This window comes from Pseudomonas sp. PAMC 26793, assembly GCF_000313235.1.
Classification (GTDB): Bacteria; Pseudomonadota; Gammaproteobacteria; order Pseudomonadales; family Pseudomonadaceae; genus Aquipseudomonas; species Aquipseudomonas yamanorum.
The window spans coordinates 23103-42728 of the sequence record NZ_AMXG01000044.1; the positions used below are offsets into that span (position 1 = coordinate 23103).

Annotated in this window: 18 protein-coding genes; 9 read left to right on the top strand and 9 right to left on the bottom strand. The window is 61.3% G+C overall.

Going from position 1 to position 19626, the window contains the following annotated elements; all coding sequences use genetic code 11:
• Positions 1 to 459: 459 nt before the first annotated feature.
• The 6 genes from D109_RS0123430 (at position 460) to D109_RS0123455 (ending at position 5753) form a co-directional block, all read left to right on the top strand.
• Positions 460 to 2250, top strand: a complete 1791-nt coding sequence (locus D109_RS0123430; RefSeq protein ID WP_371103589.1) for a methyl-accepting chemotaxis protein — start codon at positions 460 to 462, stop codon at positions 2248 to 2250.
• A gap of 3 nt (positions 2251 to 2253) precedes the next feature.
• On the top strand, positions 2254 to 2760 hold the full coding sequence (locus tag D109_RS0123435; RefSeq protein ID WP_017479022.1) for a chemotaxis protein CheW: 507 nt from the start codon (positions 2254 to 2256) through the stop codon (positions 2758 to 2760).
• A 74-nt stretch (positions 2761 to 2834) separates the two neighbouring features.
• The gene (locus D109_RS0123440) at positions 2835 to 3347 is read left to right on the top strand and encodes a chemotaxis protein CheW (protein ID WP_017479023.1); all 513 of its coding nucleotides are present in this window, start codon (positions 2835 to 2837) and stop codon (positions 3345 to 3347) included.
• 21 nt (positions 3348 to 3368) lie between these two features.
• Positions 3369 to 4172 carry a protein-glutamate O-methyltransferase CheR gene (locus tag D109_RS0123445; RefSeq protein ID WP_017479024.1) on the top strand — a complete coding sequence of 268 codons (804 nt, stop codon included), beginning with the start codon at positions 3369 to 3371 and terminating at the stop codon, positions 4170 to 4172.
• A complete protein-coding gene (locus D109_RS0123450; RefSeq protein ID WP_017479025.1) occupies positions 4165 to 4686 on the top strand; it encodes a chemotaxis protein CheD in 522 nt (173 codons plus the stop codon). Before D109_RS0123445 ends, D109_RS0123450 begins: the two co-directional genes overlap by 8 nt.
• Entirely contained in the window at positions 4683 to 5753 is a 1071-nt protein-coding gene (locus D109_RS0123455; protein ID WP_017479026.1) for a chemotaxis response regulator protein-glutamate methylesterase, read from the top strand. Before D109_RS0123450 ends, D109_RS0123455 begins: the two co-directional genes overlap by 4 nt.
• Positions 5754 to 5876: 123 nt before the next feature.
• On the opposite strand, the gene D109_RS0123460 is transcribed toward D109_RS0123455, so the two are convergent.
• Positions 5877 to 7244, bottom strand: coding sequence for a VOC family protein (locus tag D109_RS0123460; protein WP_017479027.1), 1368 nt, complete (start codon positions 7242 to 7244; stop codon positions 5877 to 5879).
• A 195-nt stretch (positions 7245 to 7439) separates the two neighbouring features.
• Here D109_RS0123460 and D109_RS0123465 point away from each other — a divergent pair, with 195 nt between their 5' ends.
• Complete coding sequence (locus D109_RS0123465) at positions 7440 to 10076, top strand: glucosidase (RefSeq protein WP_017479028.1); 2637 nt, start codon at positions 7440 to 7442, stop codon at positions 10074 to 10076.
• Between the two features lie 130 nt (positions 10077 to 10206).
• On the opposite strand, the gene D109_RS0123470 is transcribed toward D109_RS0123465, so the two are convergent.
• A complete protein-coding gene (locus D109_RS0123470; RefSeq protein ID WP_017479029.1) occupies positions 10207 to 10521 on the bottom strand; it encodes an SCP2 sterol-binding domain-containing protein in 315 nt (104 codons plus the stop codon).
• A 56-nt stretch (positions 10522 to 10577) separates the two neighbouring features.
• A complete protein-coding gene (locus D109_RS0123475; protein ID WP_017479030.1) occupies positions 10578 to 11288 on the bottom strand; it encodes a histidine phosphatase family protein in 711 nt (236 codons plus the stop codon).
• Positions 11289 to 11481: 193 nt separating this feature from the next.
• On the opposite strand from D109_RS0123475, the gene sohB reads away from it, so the two are divergent.
• Positions 11482 to 12507: a protease SohB gene (sohB, locus tag D109_RS0123480; protein ID WP_017479031.1), complete on the top strand. Its 1026-nt coding sequence runs from the start codon at positions 11482 to 11484 to the stop codon at positions 12505 to 12507.
• 151 nt (positions 12508 to 12658) lie between these two features.
• Here sohB and D109_RS0123485 read toward each other — a convergent pair whose 3' ends face one another.
• Both D109_RS0123485 and D109_RS0123490 read right to left on the bottom strand, forming a co-directional pair.
• Positions 12659 to 14188, bottom strand: coding sequence for an MFS transporter (locus D109_RS0123485; protein ID WP_017479032.1), 1530 nt, complete (start codon positions 14186 to 14188; stop codon positions 12659 to 12661).
• Positions 14185 to 14670 (bottom strand): heme-binding protein, encoded by a 486-nt coding sequence (locus D109_RS0123490; RefSeq protein WP_017479033.1) that lies wholly within the window; start codon positions 14668 to 14670, stop codon positions 14185 to 14187. Before D109_RS0123490 ends, D109_RS0123485 begins: the two co-directional genes overlap by 4 nt.
• A gap of 103 nt (positions 14671 to 14773) precedes the next feature.
• Between D109_RS0123490 and D109_RS0123495 the strand changes: the two genes are divergently transcribed.
• Complete coding sequence (locus D109_RS0123495; RefSeq protein WP_017479034.1) at positions 14774 to 15664, top strand: LysR family transcriptional regulator; 891 nt, start codon at positions 14774 to 14776, stop codon at positions 15662 to 15664.
• Between the two features lie 111 nt (positions 15665 to 15775).
• On the opposite strand, the gene dhaL is transcribed toward D109_RS0123495, so the two are convergent.
• From dhaL to D109_RS0123515, 4 genes are all read right to left on the bottom strand, one after another.
• Positions 15776 to 16420 (bottom strand): dihydroxyacetone kinase subunit DhaL, encoded by a 645-nt coding sequence (gene dhaL, locus D109_RS0123500; RefSeq protein ID WP_017479035.1) that lies wholly within the window; start codon positions 16418 to 16420, stop codon positions 15776 to 15778.
• 3 nt (positions 16421 to 16423) lie between these two features.
• Positions 16424 to 17425: a dihydroxyacetone kinase subunit DhaK gene (locus D109_RS0123505; protein ID WP_017479036.1), complete on the bottom strand. Its 1002-nt coding sequence runs from the start codon at positions 17423 to 17425 to the stop codon at positions 16424 to 16426.
• A gap of 180 nt (positions 17426 to 17605) precedes the next feature.
• Positions 17606 to 18721, bottom strand: coding sequence for an erythritol/L-threitol dehydrogenase (locus D109_RS0123510; protein ID WP_017479037.1), 1116 nt, complete (start codon positions 18719 to 18721; stop codon positions 17606 to 17608).
• A 28-nt stretch (positions 18722 to 18749) separates the two neighbouring features.
• Positions 18750 to 19505, bottom strand: coding sequence for an SDR family oxidoreductase (locus D109_RS0123515; protein ID WP_017479038.1), 756 nt, complete (start codon positions 19503 to 19505; stop codon positions 18750 to 18752).
• Positions 19506 to 19626 lie beyond the last annotated feature (121 nt).

The window sequence follows — 19626 nt, forward strand, 5'->3', positions numbered from 1 at the left end:
TTCACGGCGCTTCATGCCTTGCAATGGCAGCGCCTGGGCGGTATCGAGAAAAACACGGTGCCCAGTTACGCCGATGGGGTGGCCGCCAACTTCAGCACGATCGGCAAGGCGCTGGATCACTATCAGAGCGAGCTGATCTCAGACCAGCACGATGCGGCATTGTTGACTCAACTGCGCGCCCGGCTGGCAGAGTTCGCAACCCTTCAAGCCCGTTTCGACAAATTGAGCGACAGCGGTGACCTGGCTTCCGCGAGGGAGGCGATCGAGTCCAGCCAACCGTTGCAGAATGCAGTCCTGGCGGCCATTGCCGACATGCGCCAGTACAACCTTGAGCTGGGCCGCAAAGCCGAGATACTGGCCACCAGCACCGAATCCAACGCCCGCTATCTTTTACTGCTGGTCAGCGGCTTGACGGTGTTGGCCACCGCGCTGATCGGGGCATTCCTGGGGCGTAACCTGATGCGCCAGCTGGGGGGGGAACCGGCCGATGTGCGTGTATTTGCAGCACGCTTGTCCGCCGGCGAGCTGGATGCAAAGGCCACACTCAGAGCCGGTGATACCACCAGCCTGATGGCCTCCATGCAACAACTGGGCACCACCTTGCATGAACTGGTTGTGGAAATGAACCGCATGTCCAGTGAGCACGACAAGGGCGAAATTGACGCACAGATTGATGCCGGCCAGTTCAATGGCAGCTACCGGTCCATGGCCGAGGGCATCAATAACATGGTCAATGGCCATATCGCAGTGAAGAAAAAAGCCATGGCCTGTATCCGCTCTTTTGGTGAGGGGGATTTGGCGGCGCCTCTGGAGCGGTTCCCGGGTAAAAAAGCCTTTATCAACGAGAACATTGAGCTGCTGCGCACCAATATTCTGGCCCTGATCAATGAAATGAAGCACATGTCCGTCGAGCACGAACAAGGTGACATTGATGTCATGATTGATGTCGCGCGCTTCTCCGGTTCGTACCGGGATATCGGCCAAGGCATCAATGACATGGTCAGCGGCCATATCAGCGTGAAGAAAAAGGCGATGGCCTGCATCCGGTCATTCGGGGAAGGCGATTTGTCGGCGCCGCTGGAGCGTTTCCCGGGCAAAAAAGCCTTTATCAACGAAAACATCGAGCAACTGCGGGCCAATATCCTGGCCCTGGTCGAAGACACACGCCAGATCAGCGACAGCGCCATGATCGGCAAGCTGGACACCCGGCCTGACAGCGCCCGTCACCAGGGAGATTTCCGGCGGATTATCCTGGGGATCAATGGCTCCCTGGACGCGATCATCGTGCCGATTACCGAAGCCATGGATATCTTGTCGGCGATCGCTGGCGGCGACCTGACCCGATCCATCACCGGCGATTACCAGGGCAAGTTCCTGGAACTCAAGAACTCGGTCAACGGCACCGTGGAAAAACTCTCGGAGATCATTGGCGAGGTGCGTAGCTCCGCCGACTCACTGTCCAGTGCCTCCGAGGAGATCTCCGCGACTGCACAAAGCATGAGCCAGTCGGCTTCCGAGCAGGCGGCGTCGGTAGAGCAGACATCCGCGTCGATGGAGCAGATGTCGGCTTCCATCGCCCAGAACACCGAGAACGCCAAAGTCACAGATGGCATGGCCGGCAAGGCCAACAAAGAGGCGACTGAAGGTGGGCGGGCGGTCAAGGACACCGTGGCGGCGATGAAGACCATCGCGGAAAAAATCGGCATTGTCGATTCCATCGCCTATCAGACCAACCTGCTGGCACTCAACGCTGCCATTGAAGCGGCCCGGGCCGGCGAGCATGGCAAAGGCTTCGCGGTGGTGGCCGCCGAAGTCCGCAAACTGGCCGAGCGCAGCCAGATTGCCGCCCAGGAAATCAGTGAAGTGGCCAAGAGCAGCGTGGCCCTGGCTGAGCGGGCCGGGAACCTGCTGGATGAGATCGTGCCCTCGATTGCCAAGACCTCCGATCTGGTGCAGGAAATTACCGCGGCGTCCGAGGAGCAGTCCATCGGGTCGGAGCAAATCAATAGTGCGATGTCGCAGATGAGTCAGCTGACCCAGCAGAACGCCTCCGCTTCCGAAGAGCTGGCGGCCACGGCCGAAGAAATGAGTGGCCAGGCCGAGCAACTGCAAGAGCTGATGGGCTTCTTCACCGTGCAGAGCAAGCGCCAGGGGCGGGCATTGTCATCGCCGGTACAGGCGCGTGCGACGCAGATGCCTGAGCACGAGGCCAATCTGGTGGAGGGCGGCTTTGTCCGCTTCGGGAGTTGAGCCATGTCCGCCTCCGCCGTTCAGCCAAGTGCATTCGAGCCGGCGTTACCGGTTGATGAGCCCTTGCAGTACCTGACCTTCCTAGCCGCTCACGAAATGTTTGCGGTCAACACCCTGAGTGTTCGCGAAATCATCGAATACAACCAGGTGACGGCGGTGCCGATGATGCCCGTGTTTATGCGGGGGGTGATCAACCTGCGTGGCTCGGTCGTCCCGGTGGTGGACTTGCGGGCCCGCTTTGGCAAAGGCACCACTGTTCTGGGCAGCCGCACCTGCATTGTGATTCTGGATGCGGCCAGCGAGGGCGAGGCACAGGTACTGGGAGTGGTGGTGGACTCGGTCAGCGAGGTGATCGAGATCCAGGATGTCGATATCAAGCCCGCGCCGGCCTTCGGTAATCGTATCCGGACCGATTTCATAAAGGGTATGACCAAGGTGCGTGGCGAATTCGTCACGCTGCTGCAAATAGAGCAGGTGCTGTGTGTCGATGAACTGGCAGGTCAGATGTGAGCCGCCGCGCAGTGACTCCTGCTGATTGCCGACCCTCGACACGTGACCAACAAGCCAACCATCCGAGGTGAATCATGGGCCCATCCGTCAGTACCACCGTCCCGAACCCGAGCCAATACCTCACCTTTGAACTGGGAGATGAAATGTTCGCTGTGGGGACACTCAATGTGCGGGAAATCATCGAGTACGGGCCAATTACCAGCGTGCCGTTGCTGCCTGCCAGTATTCGCGGGGTCATCAACCTGCGAGGTGCGGCGGTTCCCGTGCTGGACCTCGGCGTGCGCTTTCGCGGTGAGCGCACGGTCCAAACGTCAAGGACGTGCTTTGTGATTCTGGAAGTGCAGGCGAACGCGCAGCGCAAGCCCGTGGGAATCATCGTCGATGCGGTCAGCGAGGTGCTGGAAATTGCCGATCAGGACATCGAGCCGTCGCTGAATTTCGGCACCGATGTGCGGGCCGACTTCCTGTTGGGCATTGGCAAGCTGGACAGCGGGTTCGTGTTGCTGCTGGACATTGGTCAAGTGCTCTCCTTTGAGCAGATCGATGCCCTGGCTTCACTCGCCCCCAGTGGCTTATTAACGGATTGAAGACGACGGTGGATGCACCCTATGAACGTAATTCTTTCCGACGCTGAGTTTCTGCAGTTTCGCAGCCTGATTCATGAGATCGCCGGCATCAGCATGTCCGATGCCAAGAAGCAGTTGGTGAGTGGGCGCCTGTCCAAACGCTTGCAAATATTCAAGCTCAACACCTATGGCGCTTACTACAAGGTGCTGATGAAAGACCGCGCCGAGCTGCAGGTGGCGGTTGATTTGCTGACCACCAACGAAACCTACTTTTTTCGTGAGCCCAAGCATTTCGACTTTCTGCGGGATGTGGCGCTTCCCGAACTGCGTGGCAGCGGACCGTTGCGTGTCTGGAGTGGGGCCTGTTCCACCGGCGAAGAACCCTACACCCTGGCCATGGTCCTGGCCTACAGCCTGGTGGGCCGGCCCTGGGAAATTGTCGCCTCGGACATCAGCAGCCGGGTGCTGGACAAAGCCCGGCAGGGGCGTTACCCACTGGACGGGATTCGCGGGATCCCCGAGGCGCTGCTCAAGAAGTATTGCCTCAAGGGCGTGGGTTCAAACCATGGTTGCTTCATGGTCGAGCCGGCACTGGCCTCGCGGATTGACTTCCAGTCGATCAATCTGAACAACCCGCTACCGAAACTGGGCCTGTTTGATGTGATCTTCCTGCGCAACGTGATGATCTATTTTGACAACGACACCAAGGTGCAAGTGGTCAAACGCCTGTTGAGTCACCTCAAGCCTGGCGGTTACTTCATCGTCAGCCATTCGGAGAGTCTCAATGGCATTACCGATGAGTTGCGGCTGATCAAGCCTTCGATCTACCGGAGGCCCCATGCCTGAAGAACAGCTGTTCCGTGAGCGCTTCCTCAACCCCGGCGAATTTTTCTTCGGGGCCGGGTCCGGCCGATTGCGCACAGTGCTCGGATCCTGTGTCGCACTGGTGTTCTGGCACCCGCGACGGTTGTTGGGGGGCATGTGTCATTACCTGCTGCCCCAGCGCCCGCTGAAGGACCGGCGCGAACTGGACGGCCGTTATGGCAACGAGGCATTTGAACTCATGTTGCTACGGATAAAGGCCCTCAAGGCCCGGCCCGGGGAATTCCGCATTAGCGTGTTTGGTGGCGGGAATATGTTTCCTGGCCTGGCGCGTGCCGATAACCACTATGTCGGGCAGCGTAACGTCGAGCAGGCCAGGCAGTTGCTCGATGCCCATCATCTGCATTGCCACAACTTTCATGTGGAGGGCGTGGGATATCGAACGGTGGTGTTCGACCTGGCCACTGGAGACATTGAGCTTAAATACCTGGCCCTGGATCGGGCCTCTGGATGCTCTCGAGGAGCGCGCGCGATATGAGCCGTATCAAAGTGCTGATCATTGATGATTCCGCCGTGGTGCGCCAGGTACTGACCGCAACACTGGGCCAGGACCCGGCGATCGAAGTCATTGGCGCGGCCGCAGACCCGGTGTTTGCCATGGACAAGATGAACAAGCAGTGGCCGGACGTGATCGTGCTGGACGTGGAAATGCCGCGGATGGATGGCATTACTTTCCTGAAAAAACTGATGGCCGAGCGACCCACGCCGGTGGTGATCTGTTCGACGTTGACCGAGAAAGGTGCGGCCACCACCATGCAGGCGCTGGCCGCCGGCGCGGTGAGTATTGTCACCAAGCCGCAACTCAACTTGCGCCAGTTTCTGACCGACAGTTCCGACGAATTGGCCGGTGCGGTCAAAGCGGCCGCCAAAGCCAATATGAAACGCATGGTGCCTGCGCCTGAACGGGTACCAGTCAGGTTGAATGCCGACGTGATTCTGCCTCCGGGCACCCAGGCCATGGCGCGTACCACTGAAAACATCGTCGCCATTGGTACCTCAACGGGGGGGACTCAGGCCCTGGAACTGGTACTGACTGCGCTACCCAGGGTTTGCCCAGGGATTGTGATCGTGCAGCACATGCCGGAGCACTTCACCGCAGCCTTTGCCGAGCGGCTCAACCGACTGTGTGAGATCGAGGTGCGAGAGGCGAAAAATGGCGACAGGGTCATGCCGGGCCGCGCCTTGATAGCACCCGGCGGCAGGCACATGCTGCTCAAGCGCAGTGGCGCCCAGTACCAGGTGGAAATTGTCGACGGGCCGCCGGTCAGCCGTCACCGGCCTTCCGTCGATGTGCTGTTTCGTTCCGCCGCCCGCAGTGCCGGGTGTAATGCCTTGGGGATCATCATGACGGGCATGGGGGATGACGGTGCCCGTGGCCTGAAGGAGATGCACGACAGCGGTGCGCGAACCATTGGCCAGGACGAAGAGTCTTGCGTGGTGTATGGCATGCCCAAGGAGGCGTTCAAGCTGGGGGCCGTGGAGCGTGAGCTTCCCCTGGAGCAGATTTCAGCAGCGATCCTGCAGGCGGCATACCAACGTCGCTGAGATTTGTTCAGAATTGCCTGAAAGACAGCGGCACCGCCGCTGCCTATCATGCCAATCGTTCGCCCGGCACTGGGGCTTTTAGACGGCGCATGGAATGCGCCGTGGCCGGGCGAACTCTCCCTTTCAAGCCAGCAGCGCGCGTTTGCATTCGTCAATCGAGCGCTGCTGGGTTTCTCCGTACAACTTCAGCTCATCAATCGTCTGGCGGCCCAGGGCCTTTTCAAACTCGGCCTGGTTGGAGTTGGCCGCGTAGTGACTTTGCGCCGCATCCCCCAGGTTTGACTGGAAAATCCCCGCTGCACTCACGGGCAGAAAATCCTCGTACACCAACGGTTCCACGTCCACGTGGCCGGCGGCGATCAGTTCGTCCAGGGTTTTAACCTTCTCCTGGGCGGCCAAGCCTTTCTCGGTCACGAAGTAGCGGAAGTACGCCAGTTCCTGCTCGCGCATCTCGCGGTGGTTGTCGGGAAACCCCTGGAAGTGCTGCTCCATCAATTCGGTGTAGCGCGCGGCATTGGCCTCATTCGGAAACGCGCCCAATTCATCCCGTGCAGCATTCAGCAGTTGGTCATACAGCGCGCGGCCCTTGGGGGTCAGCGCCACGCCGCGTTGTTCGATCTCACCGAAGCGCGCGCTGTGGCTGCCCTTGGCGTCGGTAAAGGCAATCGCCTCGTCGAGGGCCTTGAAGCTGGTCTGGCGCAACAGGATCGGGCACTGGCGGCGGGGCGGGCCTTCGATCACGGCCTTGGGGGTGATGCCTTTGCCGGGCATCGCGGCCTGTACCTGGTCGATGTCCAGGGTGCGCGGCGTCAGGTGGTTGATGTGCGGGCCCTTGAACGCCACCACGTCGGCGATCAGCCGGTGCTGGTCGCTCAGTTGCTGGTATTGCGCGGCGGTGACGGTGGCGGTGTGGTGCCAGCGGAAGGTTTCCAGGGCTTGCTGGATAAACGCTTCGGCGTGGGTAGCGTCGAGGCCGCCGTCGGCTTCTGCTTGTTGGATCAGCGCAAGGGCGCGTGGGGTGAAGATCGAGCGCTTGGCCAGGGCTGACTCGGCGAAGGCTCGCAGTTCAGGGTTTTCGATCAGTTCCAGGCGCAGCAGGGAAGTGAACACGCGGAACGGGCTGGTTTGCAGGGCGCTTTCATGTACGGCGCGAAAGGCCGTGGAGTGCACCGGTACCCCGGCCGGCGTGAGGTCGTAATAGCCCACCGGCTGCATGCCCATCACCGCGAACAGGCGGCTGATGGTCGCCAATTCCTCAGCGGTGCCCAGGCGGATGGCGCCGTGGCGCTCCATGTCCAGGCGCTGGATTTCGCCGGTGCGCTGTAGTTGGTGAGCCAGCGCGGCGTCGGTGTTGAGCACGCGGGCGTTGGTCTCGGCCACCAGTTCCATCAGCGCGCCGTACAGCGGCACTTCATCGCGGTACATGTCGGACATGGCTTTGGAGAAGCCTTTGCGAATGTCGTCAGGGCTGACATGGCGGGCGGTGGGCATAGAAAAATTCCTGGCGGCTGTTGAGGTGAACTACACGGTTGCCTGATTTTGTTGGGCCCGCCATGGCCTTGCAAACGAAGATTCCTCTGGACTTCATTCTGCAAATGAATGAGCTGGATTTTATTAGCTTCACGTGCATCTCACCGCCGATGGGCTCTACACTGGCCGTCACCTCTGAACGCGACGGAAGACTCGATGACGGCACAGCCTGCGACGAACATTCTGAACACGATTGAAGGCCAGCGCCTGGCCAAGGACGACGCCGAGCGCTGGCGTGACTGGGGCCCTTACCTGAGCGAGCGGCAATGGGGCACGGTGCGCGAAGACTACAGCGCCGACGGCGATGCCTGGCGCTACTTCCCCCATGAACACGCCCGCAGCCGCGCCTACCGCTGGGGCGAGGATGGCCTGGCGGGTTTCAGCGACAAGGCCCAGCGCTGGTGCCTGGGCCTGGCCCTGTGGAACGAGCACGACGCGATCATCAAGGAGCGCCTGTTCGGCCTGAACAACGCCGAGGGCAACCACGGCGAAGACGTCAAGGAACTGTACTTTTTCGTCGATGGCGTGCCGAGCCATGCCTACATGCGCATGCTCTACAAATACCCCCATGCGGCCTTTCCCTACGACGACCTGATCACCGAAAACGCCCGGCGTGGCCTGGGGGATGCCGAATACGAAATCCTCGATACCGGGGTTTTCGAAGACAACCGCTACTGCGACGTCACGGTGGAATACGCTAAGCATCAGCCCGATGACGTGTTCATGCGCATCACCGTCCACAACCGATCGGACCAGCCCACACGCTTGCAGGTGTTGCCGCACCTGTGGGCGCGTAACGACTGGAGCTGGACCCACGATGCCCCCAAGCCGGAACTGCGGCTGGAAGGCGATCAGGTGGTGGCCCGGCACCATGAACTGTTTGATCGCCACCTGAGTGCCTGGGGCCAGGACGGTGTGGAGTGGTTGTTCTGCGAGAACGAAACCAACTTCCCCAAGCTGGACGGGCAACCTGGGCCGGGGCCGTTCAAGGACGGGATCAACGACTATGTGACCACGGGCCTGGAGTCGGCGATTCGCCGGGATTCGGGCACGAAAGTGGCCGCGCGTTTCATCCTGGAACTGGCGGGCCAGGAAAGCAAAATCCTGTACCTGCGCTTCGCCCCGGCGGAGGCGCCGTGGATCAACGCGCGCAAGCTGTTCGAAGAGCGTCGTCAGGAGACTGATGATTTCTACGCGGCGCTGCAGCAGGGCATCGCCGATGAAGACGCACGCAACGTGCAGCGCCAGGCCCTGGCCGGGCTCCTGTGGTCCAAGCAGTTGTATTACTTCGACGTGAATCAATGGCTCGACGGCGATCCGGCCCAGCCCGCGCCGCCGCCCGAGCGTTTGCATATCCGTAATACCCATTGGCGGCACCTGTCGAATTTCGACATTCTCTCGATGCCCGACACCTGGGAGTACCCGTGGTACGCCTCGTGGGACCAGGGTTTCCAGGCGGTGGCGTTTGCCCTGATGGATCCGGGGTACGCCAAGCAGCAACTCCTGCTGTTGGTGAAAGACCGCTTCATGCACCCCAACGGGCAGTTACCGGCGTACGAATGGCGTTTCGATGACGCCAACCCGCCGGTGCATGCCTGGGCCAGCTGGCGGGTGTATCAGCAGGACAAGGCGCTGAACGGCGTGGGCGACATGGATTTCCTCGAGCGGATCTTCCACAAGCTGCTGCTGAATTTCTCCTGGTGGGTTAACCGCAAGGACGCCGAGGGCCGTAACCTGTTCCAGGGCGGGTTTCTCGGGCTGGACAACATTGCGCTGTTCGATCGCTCGGCTGATTTGCCGCCGGGTTATCAGCTGGACCAAGCGGACGGCACGGCGTGGGTGGCGGCGTATGCGCTGGACCTGATGCGTATCGGCCTGGAACTGGCCAAGCGCAACGTGGTGTATGTGGATATCGCGGTGAAGTTCTTTGAGCACTTCCTGTATATCGCCGGGGCGATCAACCGCGTTGACGATGGCGCTGACGGCTTGTGGGATGAGCAGGATCAGTTTTTCTATGACGTGCTGCATCGTCCGGACGGTGAAAGTGAGCCGGTGCGGCTGCGTTCTATTGTCGGTCTGATGCCGTTGTTTGCGGTGCTGGTGCTGGAGCAGCGCGAGCATGAAGGGCTGGAGGGTTTGCGCGAGCGGTTGCTGGGGTTTATGAAGCATCGGCCCGACCTGGCCAAGCTGGTGTCGCGCTGGAACGAGCCGGGGCAGGGGAATCGCCTGTTGCTGGCGCTGTTGCGGGGGGAGCGGACCAAGGATTTGCTGCGGCGCATGCTGGGTGAGTCTGAGTTTCTCTCGACGTTTGGTGTGCGGTCGCTGTCGAAAGCGTTTGCCGAGGAGCCGCTGGCGCTGAAGATGAATGGCAACACGCTGTGTGCCCGTTATGAGCCGGCGGAGTCGGATTCGCGGTTGTACGGTGGTAATTCCAACTGGCGTGGGCCGTTGTGGATGCCGGTCAACTACATGCTGATTGAGTCGTTGCGGGAGTTTCATCGGTACTACGCGGATAATTTCTCGGTGGAGTATCCGGCGGGGAGCGGGTATCTGGCTTCGCTGGAAGAGGTTGCGGATGGGCTCAGTCAGCGGTTGACGCGATTGTTTCTGAGGGATGAGAACGGTTCGAGGCCGTCAATGGTGGGGTATGCGCAGTTGGAGGCGGATCCGGGCAGTCGCGATCTGGTGTTGTTTCATGAGTACTTTCATGGCGAGACCGGGCGCGGGTTGGGGGCTTCGCATCAGACGGGGTGGAGTGCGTTGGTGGCGCTGTTGTTGCAGCCAAAAACCTGAAAACAGCACAATCAAAATGTGGGAGCGGGCTTGCTCGCGAAAGCGGTGGGTCAGCCAAAAAATCCTGCGCTGATGCACCGCTTTCGCGAGCAAGCCCGATCCCACACGGGTCTGGCCAGGGTTGCCTTGATCAGGCCGGGAACAGCTCGCTCAATTTCATGGCCAGCATCATGTCGCCTTCAGTGCGCAGTTTGCCGCCCATGAATGCCTGCATGCCGTCGGTGGAACCGTCGACGATGCCTTTCATGGTTTCGCCGTCCATCACCAGGGTGACTTGGGCGTCTGGGTTTTCACCTTCCAGCAGTTCGCAGGTTTTGTTTTTCACGACCAGCGAGAAGTTCTGGGTGTCGTCGATACGGAAACCGAACACCAGGTCCAGGCCGTCGGCAGCGGCTGGGTTGAATTTGGCTTTCATTGCTTCTACGGCTTTAGCTACGTCAGTCATGGTTTCGATCCTTTTATGGTGAGTCCAGTGACCTTAGGGTCACGGTTGGCCGCAATTCATCGGAAGGTGATGAGCTGCGGCGCCTTCAACAGTTGCAAGTGGGTATGGCTGTTGAAGGAAGCCAGTGCCACCTCGCGACCACGGAATTTCAGCTGGTTGAGCGAGGTGTTAACAATTTGCCAGTTCAGTTCGAAGGCCTGTGCGGCAGGCATCCGGGTAATCAGGTGGAGCAGGGCCGTGATGGTGCCGCCGGAGGTGAACACGGCGATTTTGTCACTGTTATCGGCGGCTTCGAGCAGGCGTTGCAGGCCGCCCTGGACGCGCTCGACAAACCCCAGCCAGCTTTCCAGCCCCGGCGGGTCGTAGGTGCCGGCTAGCCAACGTTCGATAATCAGGGAAAAGATGCGCTGGAACTCGCCGCGATTCTGCGCGGCGTTGCGCAATATGTGCAGGGCTTCGGGTTCGCTGTGCAGCAGGTCCGGTAGCAGGGCGCGAATGATCGCCTCGGCGTCGAACTCGTTGAACGCGCTGTCGATTTCCAGCGTGGGTACCGGCAGGCCGAGGGCGCTGTATTGTTCGAAGGCAGCGGTGGCGGTGTGCTGCTGCCGGCGCAGGTCGCCCGACACGCAACGGTCGAAGCTCAGGCCCAGTTCCGCCAGGTGGCGGCCCAGCACTTGCGCCTGTTGCACACCAATGGGCGACAGCACGTCGTAGTCGTCTGCACCGAAGGAGGCCTGGCCATGTCGAATCAGGTAAATGCTGCCCACGTCCGTTTTCCCGGTACGTTGAAAGTCTGGCGAGGTTATGAGGATGCCGGGAAGCTGTCAATGAAAAAACATACGCTTGTTTTAAAAGGTCGTTAGAGGCCCGCTGCTGGCGGTTTGATCACTGGCCCCATGGCGGTGGCGTCGGTATGCTTGGGCAATCCGCGCCTGGCGCACTGCACTTGTAAGGAGTCACATGGATTTTCTGGCCGAGTACGCTACTTTCCTGGCTAAAACCGTCACCCTGGTCGTCGCCATCCTGGTGGTGCTGATCAGTTTTGCCGCGCTGCGCAGCAAGGGCCGCCGTAAAGCTGCCGGCCAGTTGCAGGTCAGCAAGCTCAATGATTTCTACAAAGGCCTGCGTGAGCGCCTGGAGCAGACCCTGCTCGACAAGGATCAGCTCAAGGCCCTGCGCAAGTCCGAAAGCAAAACCGAAAAGAAGAAAGGCAAGAAGAAACCCGAAGCCAAGCCTCGGGTGTTCGTGCTGGATTTCGACGGCGACATCAAGGCCTCGGCCACTGAAAGCCTGCGCCATGAAATCACCGCACTGCTGAGCCTGGCCACGCCCAAGGACGAAGTGGTACTGCGCCTCGAAAGCGGCGGCGGCATGGTTCACAGCTACGGCCTCGCGTCGTCGCAACTGGCGCGTATCCGCGAGGCGGGCGTGCCGTTGACCGTGTGCATCGACAAGGTCGCGGCCAGCGGCGGCTACATGATGGCGTGCATCGGCGAGAAGATCATCAGCGCACCGTTTGCCATCCTCGGTTCGATTGGCGTGGTGGCGCAGTTGCCTAACGTCAACCGCCTGCTGAAGAAGCACGATATCGATTTCGAAGTGCTGACCGCCGGTGAATACAAACGCACCCTGACGGTGTTTGGCGAAAACACCGAGAAGGGCCGCGAGAAGTTCCAGGAAGACCTGGACATCACCCATCAACTGTTCAAGAACTTCGTGTCGCGCTACCGCCCGCAGTTGGCCATTGATGATGTGGCCACCGGTGAAGTCTGGCTGGGTGTCGCGGCGCTGGACAAGCAACTGGTAGACCAGTTGCAAACCAGCGACGAATACCTGGCGACCAAGGCCAAGACTGCCGAGGTGTTCCACCTGCACTATGCCGAGCGTAAAAGCCTGCAAGAGCGGGTGGGCCTGGCGGCCAGCGGTTCGGTAGACCGGGTGCTGCTGACCTGGTGGAGCCGCCTGACCCAGCAGCGTTTCTGGTAACCCTTCAACTGACTGTCGAAGATCAAAATGTGGGAGCGGCGGTGCGACGATTCGACTTGCTCGCGAAGGCGGTGGATCAGTCACAGATGTATTGACTGACACACCGCCTTCGCGAGCAAGCCCGCTCCCACATTGGGTCGTGGTGGTCGCATTATCGAGTCAGTAAAGAGACCTGCGGCACCGCCGGTATGGGGTGCCGCATCAACATCCCCACCACCAACGCCCCCAGCAACCCCAACAACCCAGCCACCCACAACACAACGCTGAACCCGCCGACAAACGCTTGCCGCGCCAGTGGCTGCACCATCACCCGTGCCGATTCAGGCAGCAGCGCCATGGCCGCCGGCATATCGCCTGCCACTACCCGTGAAGCAATTCCTGCCACCTGTTCCTGCCACTGGGAGCCGATACTCGTGTGCAGCAACTGTTCGCTATGGCTGCTCAACAACGCCCCGTACACGCCGATGGCCAACATGATCGCGCTGAAGCGCATGGTGGTGCTCATGCCCGACGCCATCCCGGCGCGGTCCCGTGGCACGCAGGCCATGATGTTTTTCTGGGTGTCGCCATTGAGCAACCCGGCGCCGGCCCCCGTGACCGCTATGGCCAGGGCGAACGGCAGATAACCGCCGACATTCACCGCCCAGGCACTCAGCAGGTTGCCGCACCCCACCAACGCCAGCCCCGTCGCCATCATGGTTGCCGGGGCAAAACGGCTGGCCAGGCGTGCGCCAATTCGCGGGCAGATCAGCATGGTCAAGGCAAACGGCAACATGCCCAGCCCCGAGGCGATCGCGGAGAACCCCAGGCCGTTTTGCAGGTAGAACGGCAGCAGCGTCATCATTACCTGGGCGCACCCGGCATAGGCGAACATCCCCAGCAACGCGCCGATAAAGCGCGGGTGCTTGAACAACAGCAGGTCCACCATGGGCCGCTGTTGCAGGCGTTCGGCGAGTACAAACACACCCAGCAACGCCGCACCGCCCAGCAGCCGCGCATAAGTCAGCGGGTTGTCCCAGCCGATGCGATTGGCTTCGATCAGGCCCCAGATCAAACACAACAGGCTGGCGCTGAAGGTCAGGCTGCCCCAGGGGTCGAGCCGGGCGGACTGGGCGTCCCGAGACTCCGGAATCGCGCGCAGCACCAGTCCCATCAGCACCAGGCCGACCGGCAAATTCAGATAGAAAATCCAACGCCAGCCCAGGTACTGGGTGATCAAGCCGCCGAGGGTCGGCGCGGCGGTCATCGCCACGCCCATGCACGCCCCCCAGAAGGCCCAGGCCTTGGCGCGCTCCACTTCGTCATGGAATGTATGGCCGATGGAGGCCAGGGCCGAGGTCAGCAGCAGCGCCGCACCGACACCTTTGACGGCGCGGGCGATATCCAGGAACAACGCATTCGGCGCCGCGCCGCAGCCAATGGACGCGAGGATGAAAATACCCAGGCCCCAGATCAGGGTCTTCTTGCGCCCAAAGCGGTCGGCAATGCTTCCGGCCGGCAACAACAGGGCGGCGAAGGCCAGCATGTAGGCGCTGACCACCCATTCGATATCGGCAAAATTCGCCCCGAGGTCCCGGGCGATGCTCGGCAGGGTCACGGCGACGATATTGGTGTCGAGCACGATCAGTGAGCAGACCCCGGAGGCGGTCAGCAGCGTGAGGCGTGGGCTGACCTTGCTCATGGCTGCACCGAAGCCACCGCCGCCAGGGCGATCTCATCATCGTGGGCCGGGGTGTCTGCGCTGATGCCGATGGCGCCCACTACCTGGCCTTCGAGGATGATGGGCTGGGCGCCTTTCATCATCAGCAGGCCGGCGGTGACGGCTGCCTGGCGCCCGCCGTTGATGGCGTTTTCCAGATCGGCGGACGGCCGTTTGAACAGCGCCGACGTGCGAGCCTTGCCTTGGGCCAACTCAATCCCGGCGACCACCGGAGCGCCGTCCATGCGGGTGGTGAGGATCGGCCAGCCGCCATCGTCGACAATCGCCAGCGCGCAGGGCCAGCCTTTTTCAGCGGCGACTTTACGGGCCTGCGCGGCGATCTGCTGGGCAGTGGCCAGGGTCAGTATTGCCTTGTGAGCAATGGTGGCAGGTGGTTCGGCGGCCATGGCCGAGGGCAGGGCGGCCAGACCTGCGAGTGCCAGTACCAGGGATTTGACTAACATGGGGTTGCCTCTCTACTGTGAGCGTGCGCCCAGCTTAGTCCCGCCGAGTCTTGGCTTTATTAGGCGTGACAGTGATCTTCATTACCTTTGAGCTAATCCTGCAATGGAAATACGTCATTTCCGCTACTTCCTGGCGGTTGCCCGGCAACGCAATTTCACTCGGGCCGCCGAGCAGTTGGGCATCGCCCCACCGACCCTGAGCCGGCAGATCCAGGACATGGAAAACACTCTCGGTACGCGCTTGTTTATCCGCCGCCAGCGCGAAGTCAGCCTGACCGAGGCGGGCGCGGCATTGTTCATCGAGGCAGAGGCCACCGTGCGCCAGTTCGAGTTTGCCCAGCGCAATGCCCAGCGCGCCGGGCGCGGTGAGATTGGTCACATAGAGTTGGGGTACGTTGCGTCGGCGGTCTATTCAGGCCTGTTACAGCGCCAGGTGCAGTCGTTCTGTGGGGACTTCCCCGACGTGAGCATGAGCGTGCGCGAAAGCCCGATGGCGACGTTGCCGGGGCTGGTCGCGGATGGGCGCTTCGATATTGGCTATATCCGTTCGCCGATGACATTGCCCGAGGGCGTGGAGGCGGTGCGCTTGAATAGCGAAGGGTTTGTGCTGGCGTTGCCCCAGGATTCCTGGCTGCTGGGATTAAAGGCGATCAGTTGCGAGCATCTGCAAAACGAGACCTTTATCTTGCCTGAGCAAATCAGCGGCACGCTGCAGGTGGCCGCGCAGGGTGGTTATGCGCCGCGCCTGGGGCCGCAACCGGGCGGGTTGGTGGCGGTGATTGCGCTGGTGTCACTGGGGCAGGGCGTGGCGGTGGTGCCGGCGTCGGTGGTAGGGCATGTGGGTTTGCCGAATGTCGTGTACCGCAGCATCGAAGGCAGTGAGGCCTCGTCGTGGTTGTCGCTGATTCACCGGCGCTTTGAAAAGTCGCCGGCGGTGGCGCGGTACATCGAGCAAGTCAAACTGAGTGCGGCTGGTTTTGGTGATAAAAGTTAAGCCGGGTCGCGGCCATCGCAGGCAAGCCAGCTCCCACAGCTGACCGTGTACGCCCGGGCAACTCGGTCAACTGTGGGAGCTGGCTTGCCTGCGATGAGGCCTGACCAGGCGCTACACCAACCGCGGTTGAACCGAATCCGCCAATCGCGTCAGTATCAAGCAGCATGACACCGCTCCAGCATCCAGCACACCCAGCGAGCGTTCGCCCAGGCGGCTGGCGCGACCTATCTTTGCCACCAGATCCTTGGTGGAATCCCGCCCCTGTGACGCCGCACTTTTCATCGCGTCCAGCGCCTCACTGAATGACGCCCCCGACCCATGGGCCTGTTCAAACGCTTCCACCGCCGGAATCAAGGTGTCCATCAAACACTTGTCACCCACGCCGGCGTCGGTGATGTCCTGCAACGACGTCAACCCGCCCCGCAGCAAGTGGGCAAAGGTCGCCGCGTCAATCTCTTCTCTGCCACGCACCTCATCCGCCATGCCGATAAACAGGCTGCCATACAGCGGCCCCATGGAGCCGCCGATGCCTTCCATCAGGCTCAGGGTCAACTCATCCAACGCTTCGGCCAGGGTCAACTGACGGCCTTCAATGGTGCGCCCGCAATGGGCGAACCCCTTGGCCATGTTGATGCCGTGGTCGCCATCGCCAATGGCGCCGTCGACTTCGCTCAGGTATTCGCGGTTGGCAACGATCACGCTCACCAGGTCGGCGACGATGGCGCTGCCGTCGTGGGTGGAGAAATGCTGGCTCATGGTTTAGTCCGCCTGGGTCATGCCGATGGAACGGCAGGGTTGGTCGATCAGGGTTTTCAGCTCGGCGTCCAGGCCCAGCAGGGTCAGGGTCACGCCCATCATTTCCAGGGAGGTGAAGTAGTTGCCCACGTAGCAGCGGTGAATCTTCAAACCCTTGGCCTGCAGTTGACGTTCAACCTCGGCGTAGAAAATGTACAGCTCCATCACCGGCGTCGCTCCCAGGCCCGACACCAGCACCACCACGCTGTCATCCTGGCTGAAGTCGCGGTCGGCGAGGATCGGCGCGAGCATGCGGGCGGCCATGGCTTCGGCGGATTCGATGGCGATCACTTCGATGCCCGGCTCGCCGTGGTGGCCGATGCCCAATTCCATCTGCCCGTCAGGAATCTGGAAGTTCGGCTTGCCCACCGCCGCGATGGTGCAGGGCGTGAGGCCGATGCCGATGGATCGGCAATTGTCGACGGCCTTCTGGGCGACGCGAATCACCCCGTCCAGATCGTAATCCTGGGCAGCGGCCGCACCGCCGACCTTCCACATGAAGATTTCGCCCGCCACCCCGCGACGCTTGGCGATGTCGGCCTTGGGCGCCGAGGCCACGTCGTCGTTGGCGACCACGGTGCGAATCTGCATGTCCTTGCTGGCGGCCATTTTCATTGCCAGCTTCACGTTCATGTTGTCGCCGGCGTAGTTGCCGTACAGGCATGCCACACCGGCACCCTGGTCGGCGGCGCGGAAGGCGTCGAAGAAGCTTTTGGCGGTGGGCGAGGAGAAGATTTCGCCGACGGCCACGGCGTCTACCAGGCCGGGGCCGACATAGCCGAGGAAGGCCGGTTCATGGCCGGAACCGCCGCCGGTCACGATGCCCACGCGGCCCTGTGGCGACGCCTTGGCCTTGCCGATCACCCGGGGATTGGTTTCGTATTGGCGCAGCTCGGGGTGCGCGACCAAAATGCCCCGCAGCATGTCCTCGACCACTTGGTCCGGATCGTTTATCACTCGATTCATAACGCGGTTTCCTGTGTTCTTATTCTTGGTGTGGGAGCCGGGCTTGTGTGGGAGCTGGCTTGCCTGCGATTGCATCGGCTCGGTGTCACTGATAGACCGAGGCGTTTGCATCGCAGGCAAGCCAGCTCCCACAAAAAGCCAAAGCCCGGCTCCCACAGGGTTCTGTGGTTATTAAGCCAATCAGGGTTCCAATACGACTTTAAGCGACTTGTCCCCGCGCTCCATCACCGCAAATGCTTCCTTGAAGTCTGCCAAGGCAAATTTGTGGGTCACCACGTCGCGCATGTCGATCTTGCGGTTGCCGATAAAGTCGATGGCGCGCGGGTACATGTACGGACCCAGGTGGGAGCCCAGCACGTCCAGTTCCTTGCGGTCGCCGATGATCGACCAGTCCACCGTGGCCTCGTCGTTGAACACGCTGAACTCCACAAAACGTCCCAGTTTGCGCAGCATCGCCAGGCCCTGGTTCACCGCCTTGTGGTGCCCGGTGGCTTCAATGTAAATGTCGCAACCGTAGCCGTCGGTGATCTCGCGAATCTTCGCCATCACGTCGACTTCAGCCGGGTTCCACACTTCGTCCGCACCCATGCGCAGGGCGAGGGCGGCGCGCTCGGGTTTCATGTCGAGCACGATGAGTTTTTTCGGGTTGCGCATGCGCACCGCGCCGATGATTCCCAGGCCCAATGTCCCGGCGCCGGCCACTACCACAATGTCGTCGAAATCCACATTCGCCCGTTCCGCTGCGTGCAGCGAGCAGGCCAGCGGTTCGATCAGGATGGCTTCGTCCGGGGCAATCGAGTCCGGCACTTTGTGGATGATGCCTTCCTTGGTGAAGATCATGTACTGGGCCATGGCGCCCTGGACGTTGTTCTGGAAACCGTACAAGTCGTGTTTCTGGCACATCCAGTACTGGCCGTGGTTGCAGAAGCGGCAGCCCCAGCACGGCACGATCTGCTCGGAAATCACCCGGTCGCCGACCTTCACTCCACGCTTTTCTGCGCCTGGGCCGAGGGCGACCACGCGGCACACGAATTCGTGGCCGGGAATCATCGGCGGCTTCACGTAACGCGGCTGCTCAGCATCGCCCCAGAACGATGGAGCACCGCGATAAGTCTTGATGTCGCCCATGCAGATGCCGCACAGCTCGACCTTGGTCAGGATCTCGTTGGGCCCGGGCGTCGGTACATCGACGGTCTCCAGGCGATAGTCTTCGGGGCCATGGCAGACCACGGCCTGCATGGTTTTCGGAATGACGGGTGACAGTTGCTCGGGCGTGCGTTCGGTAACGGTAGACATGACGATAAACCTCACGACAAAAGATCAATTACTGGATGCTGTAGCCGCCGTCGATCACCACGTTCTCGCCGGTGATCATCTGCGCGGCGTCGCTGAGCAGGTACAACGTCAGCCCGGCGATTTCTTCCGGCTGGGCAAAGCGGCCCGCCGGGATCTGCAATTTGGCCCGTTCCCCCAGCTCGCCGGCCCAGGCCTTTTTGCCCAGGGCGGTTTCGACGATGGTCGGGGAAATGGCGTTGACGTTGATGTGGGGCGCCCATTCCATGGCCAGCACCTTGGTCATGCCGACCACGGCGGCCTTGCTGGCGCAGTACGCGACGTGACGGTCCAGGCCTATTACCGCCGCTTGGGAAGCGAGGTTGACGATGCGCCCGCTACCCTGGGCAAGCATGTGTTTGGCGCAGGCCTGGGCGACGAAAAAGCTGGCCTTGAGGTTGATGTCGAGGGTGGTGTCCCAGGCGTTTTCGCTGACGTCCAGGGCGTTGTCCAGCAGGGCGACCCCGGCGCTGTTGACCAGGTAATCCAGGCGTTTGAAGTGATCGAATACGTAGTCGACGGTGCTGTGCACCTGGTCGAGTTGGCGCAGGTCCACGGCGATGCCGATATTCCCGGCGCCGAGGCTGGCGGCGACTTCGACCACGGCCGGGTCGCGGTCGAGCAGGGCCACTCGTGCGCCGCGTTCCACTAGCAGGCTGGCACAAGCCAGACCGATCCCGGCGGCCCCGCCGGTGATCACGGCGCAACGGCCGGTGAGGTCGAAGGCTTGATTCCAGAATCCAGACATGAACATGACTCCATTTTTCAGATCGGTGGAGATCCAATGTGGGAGCGGGCTTGCTCGCGAAAGCGGTGTATCAGGTGGCACATCTGTTGAATGATCCACCGCTTTCGCGAGCAAGCCCGCT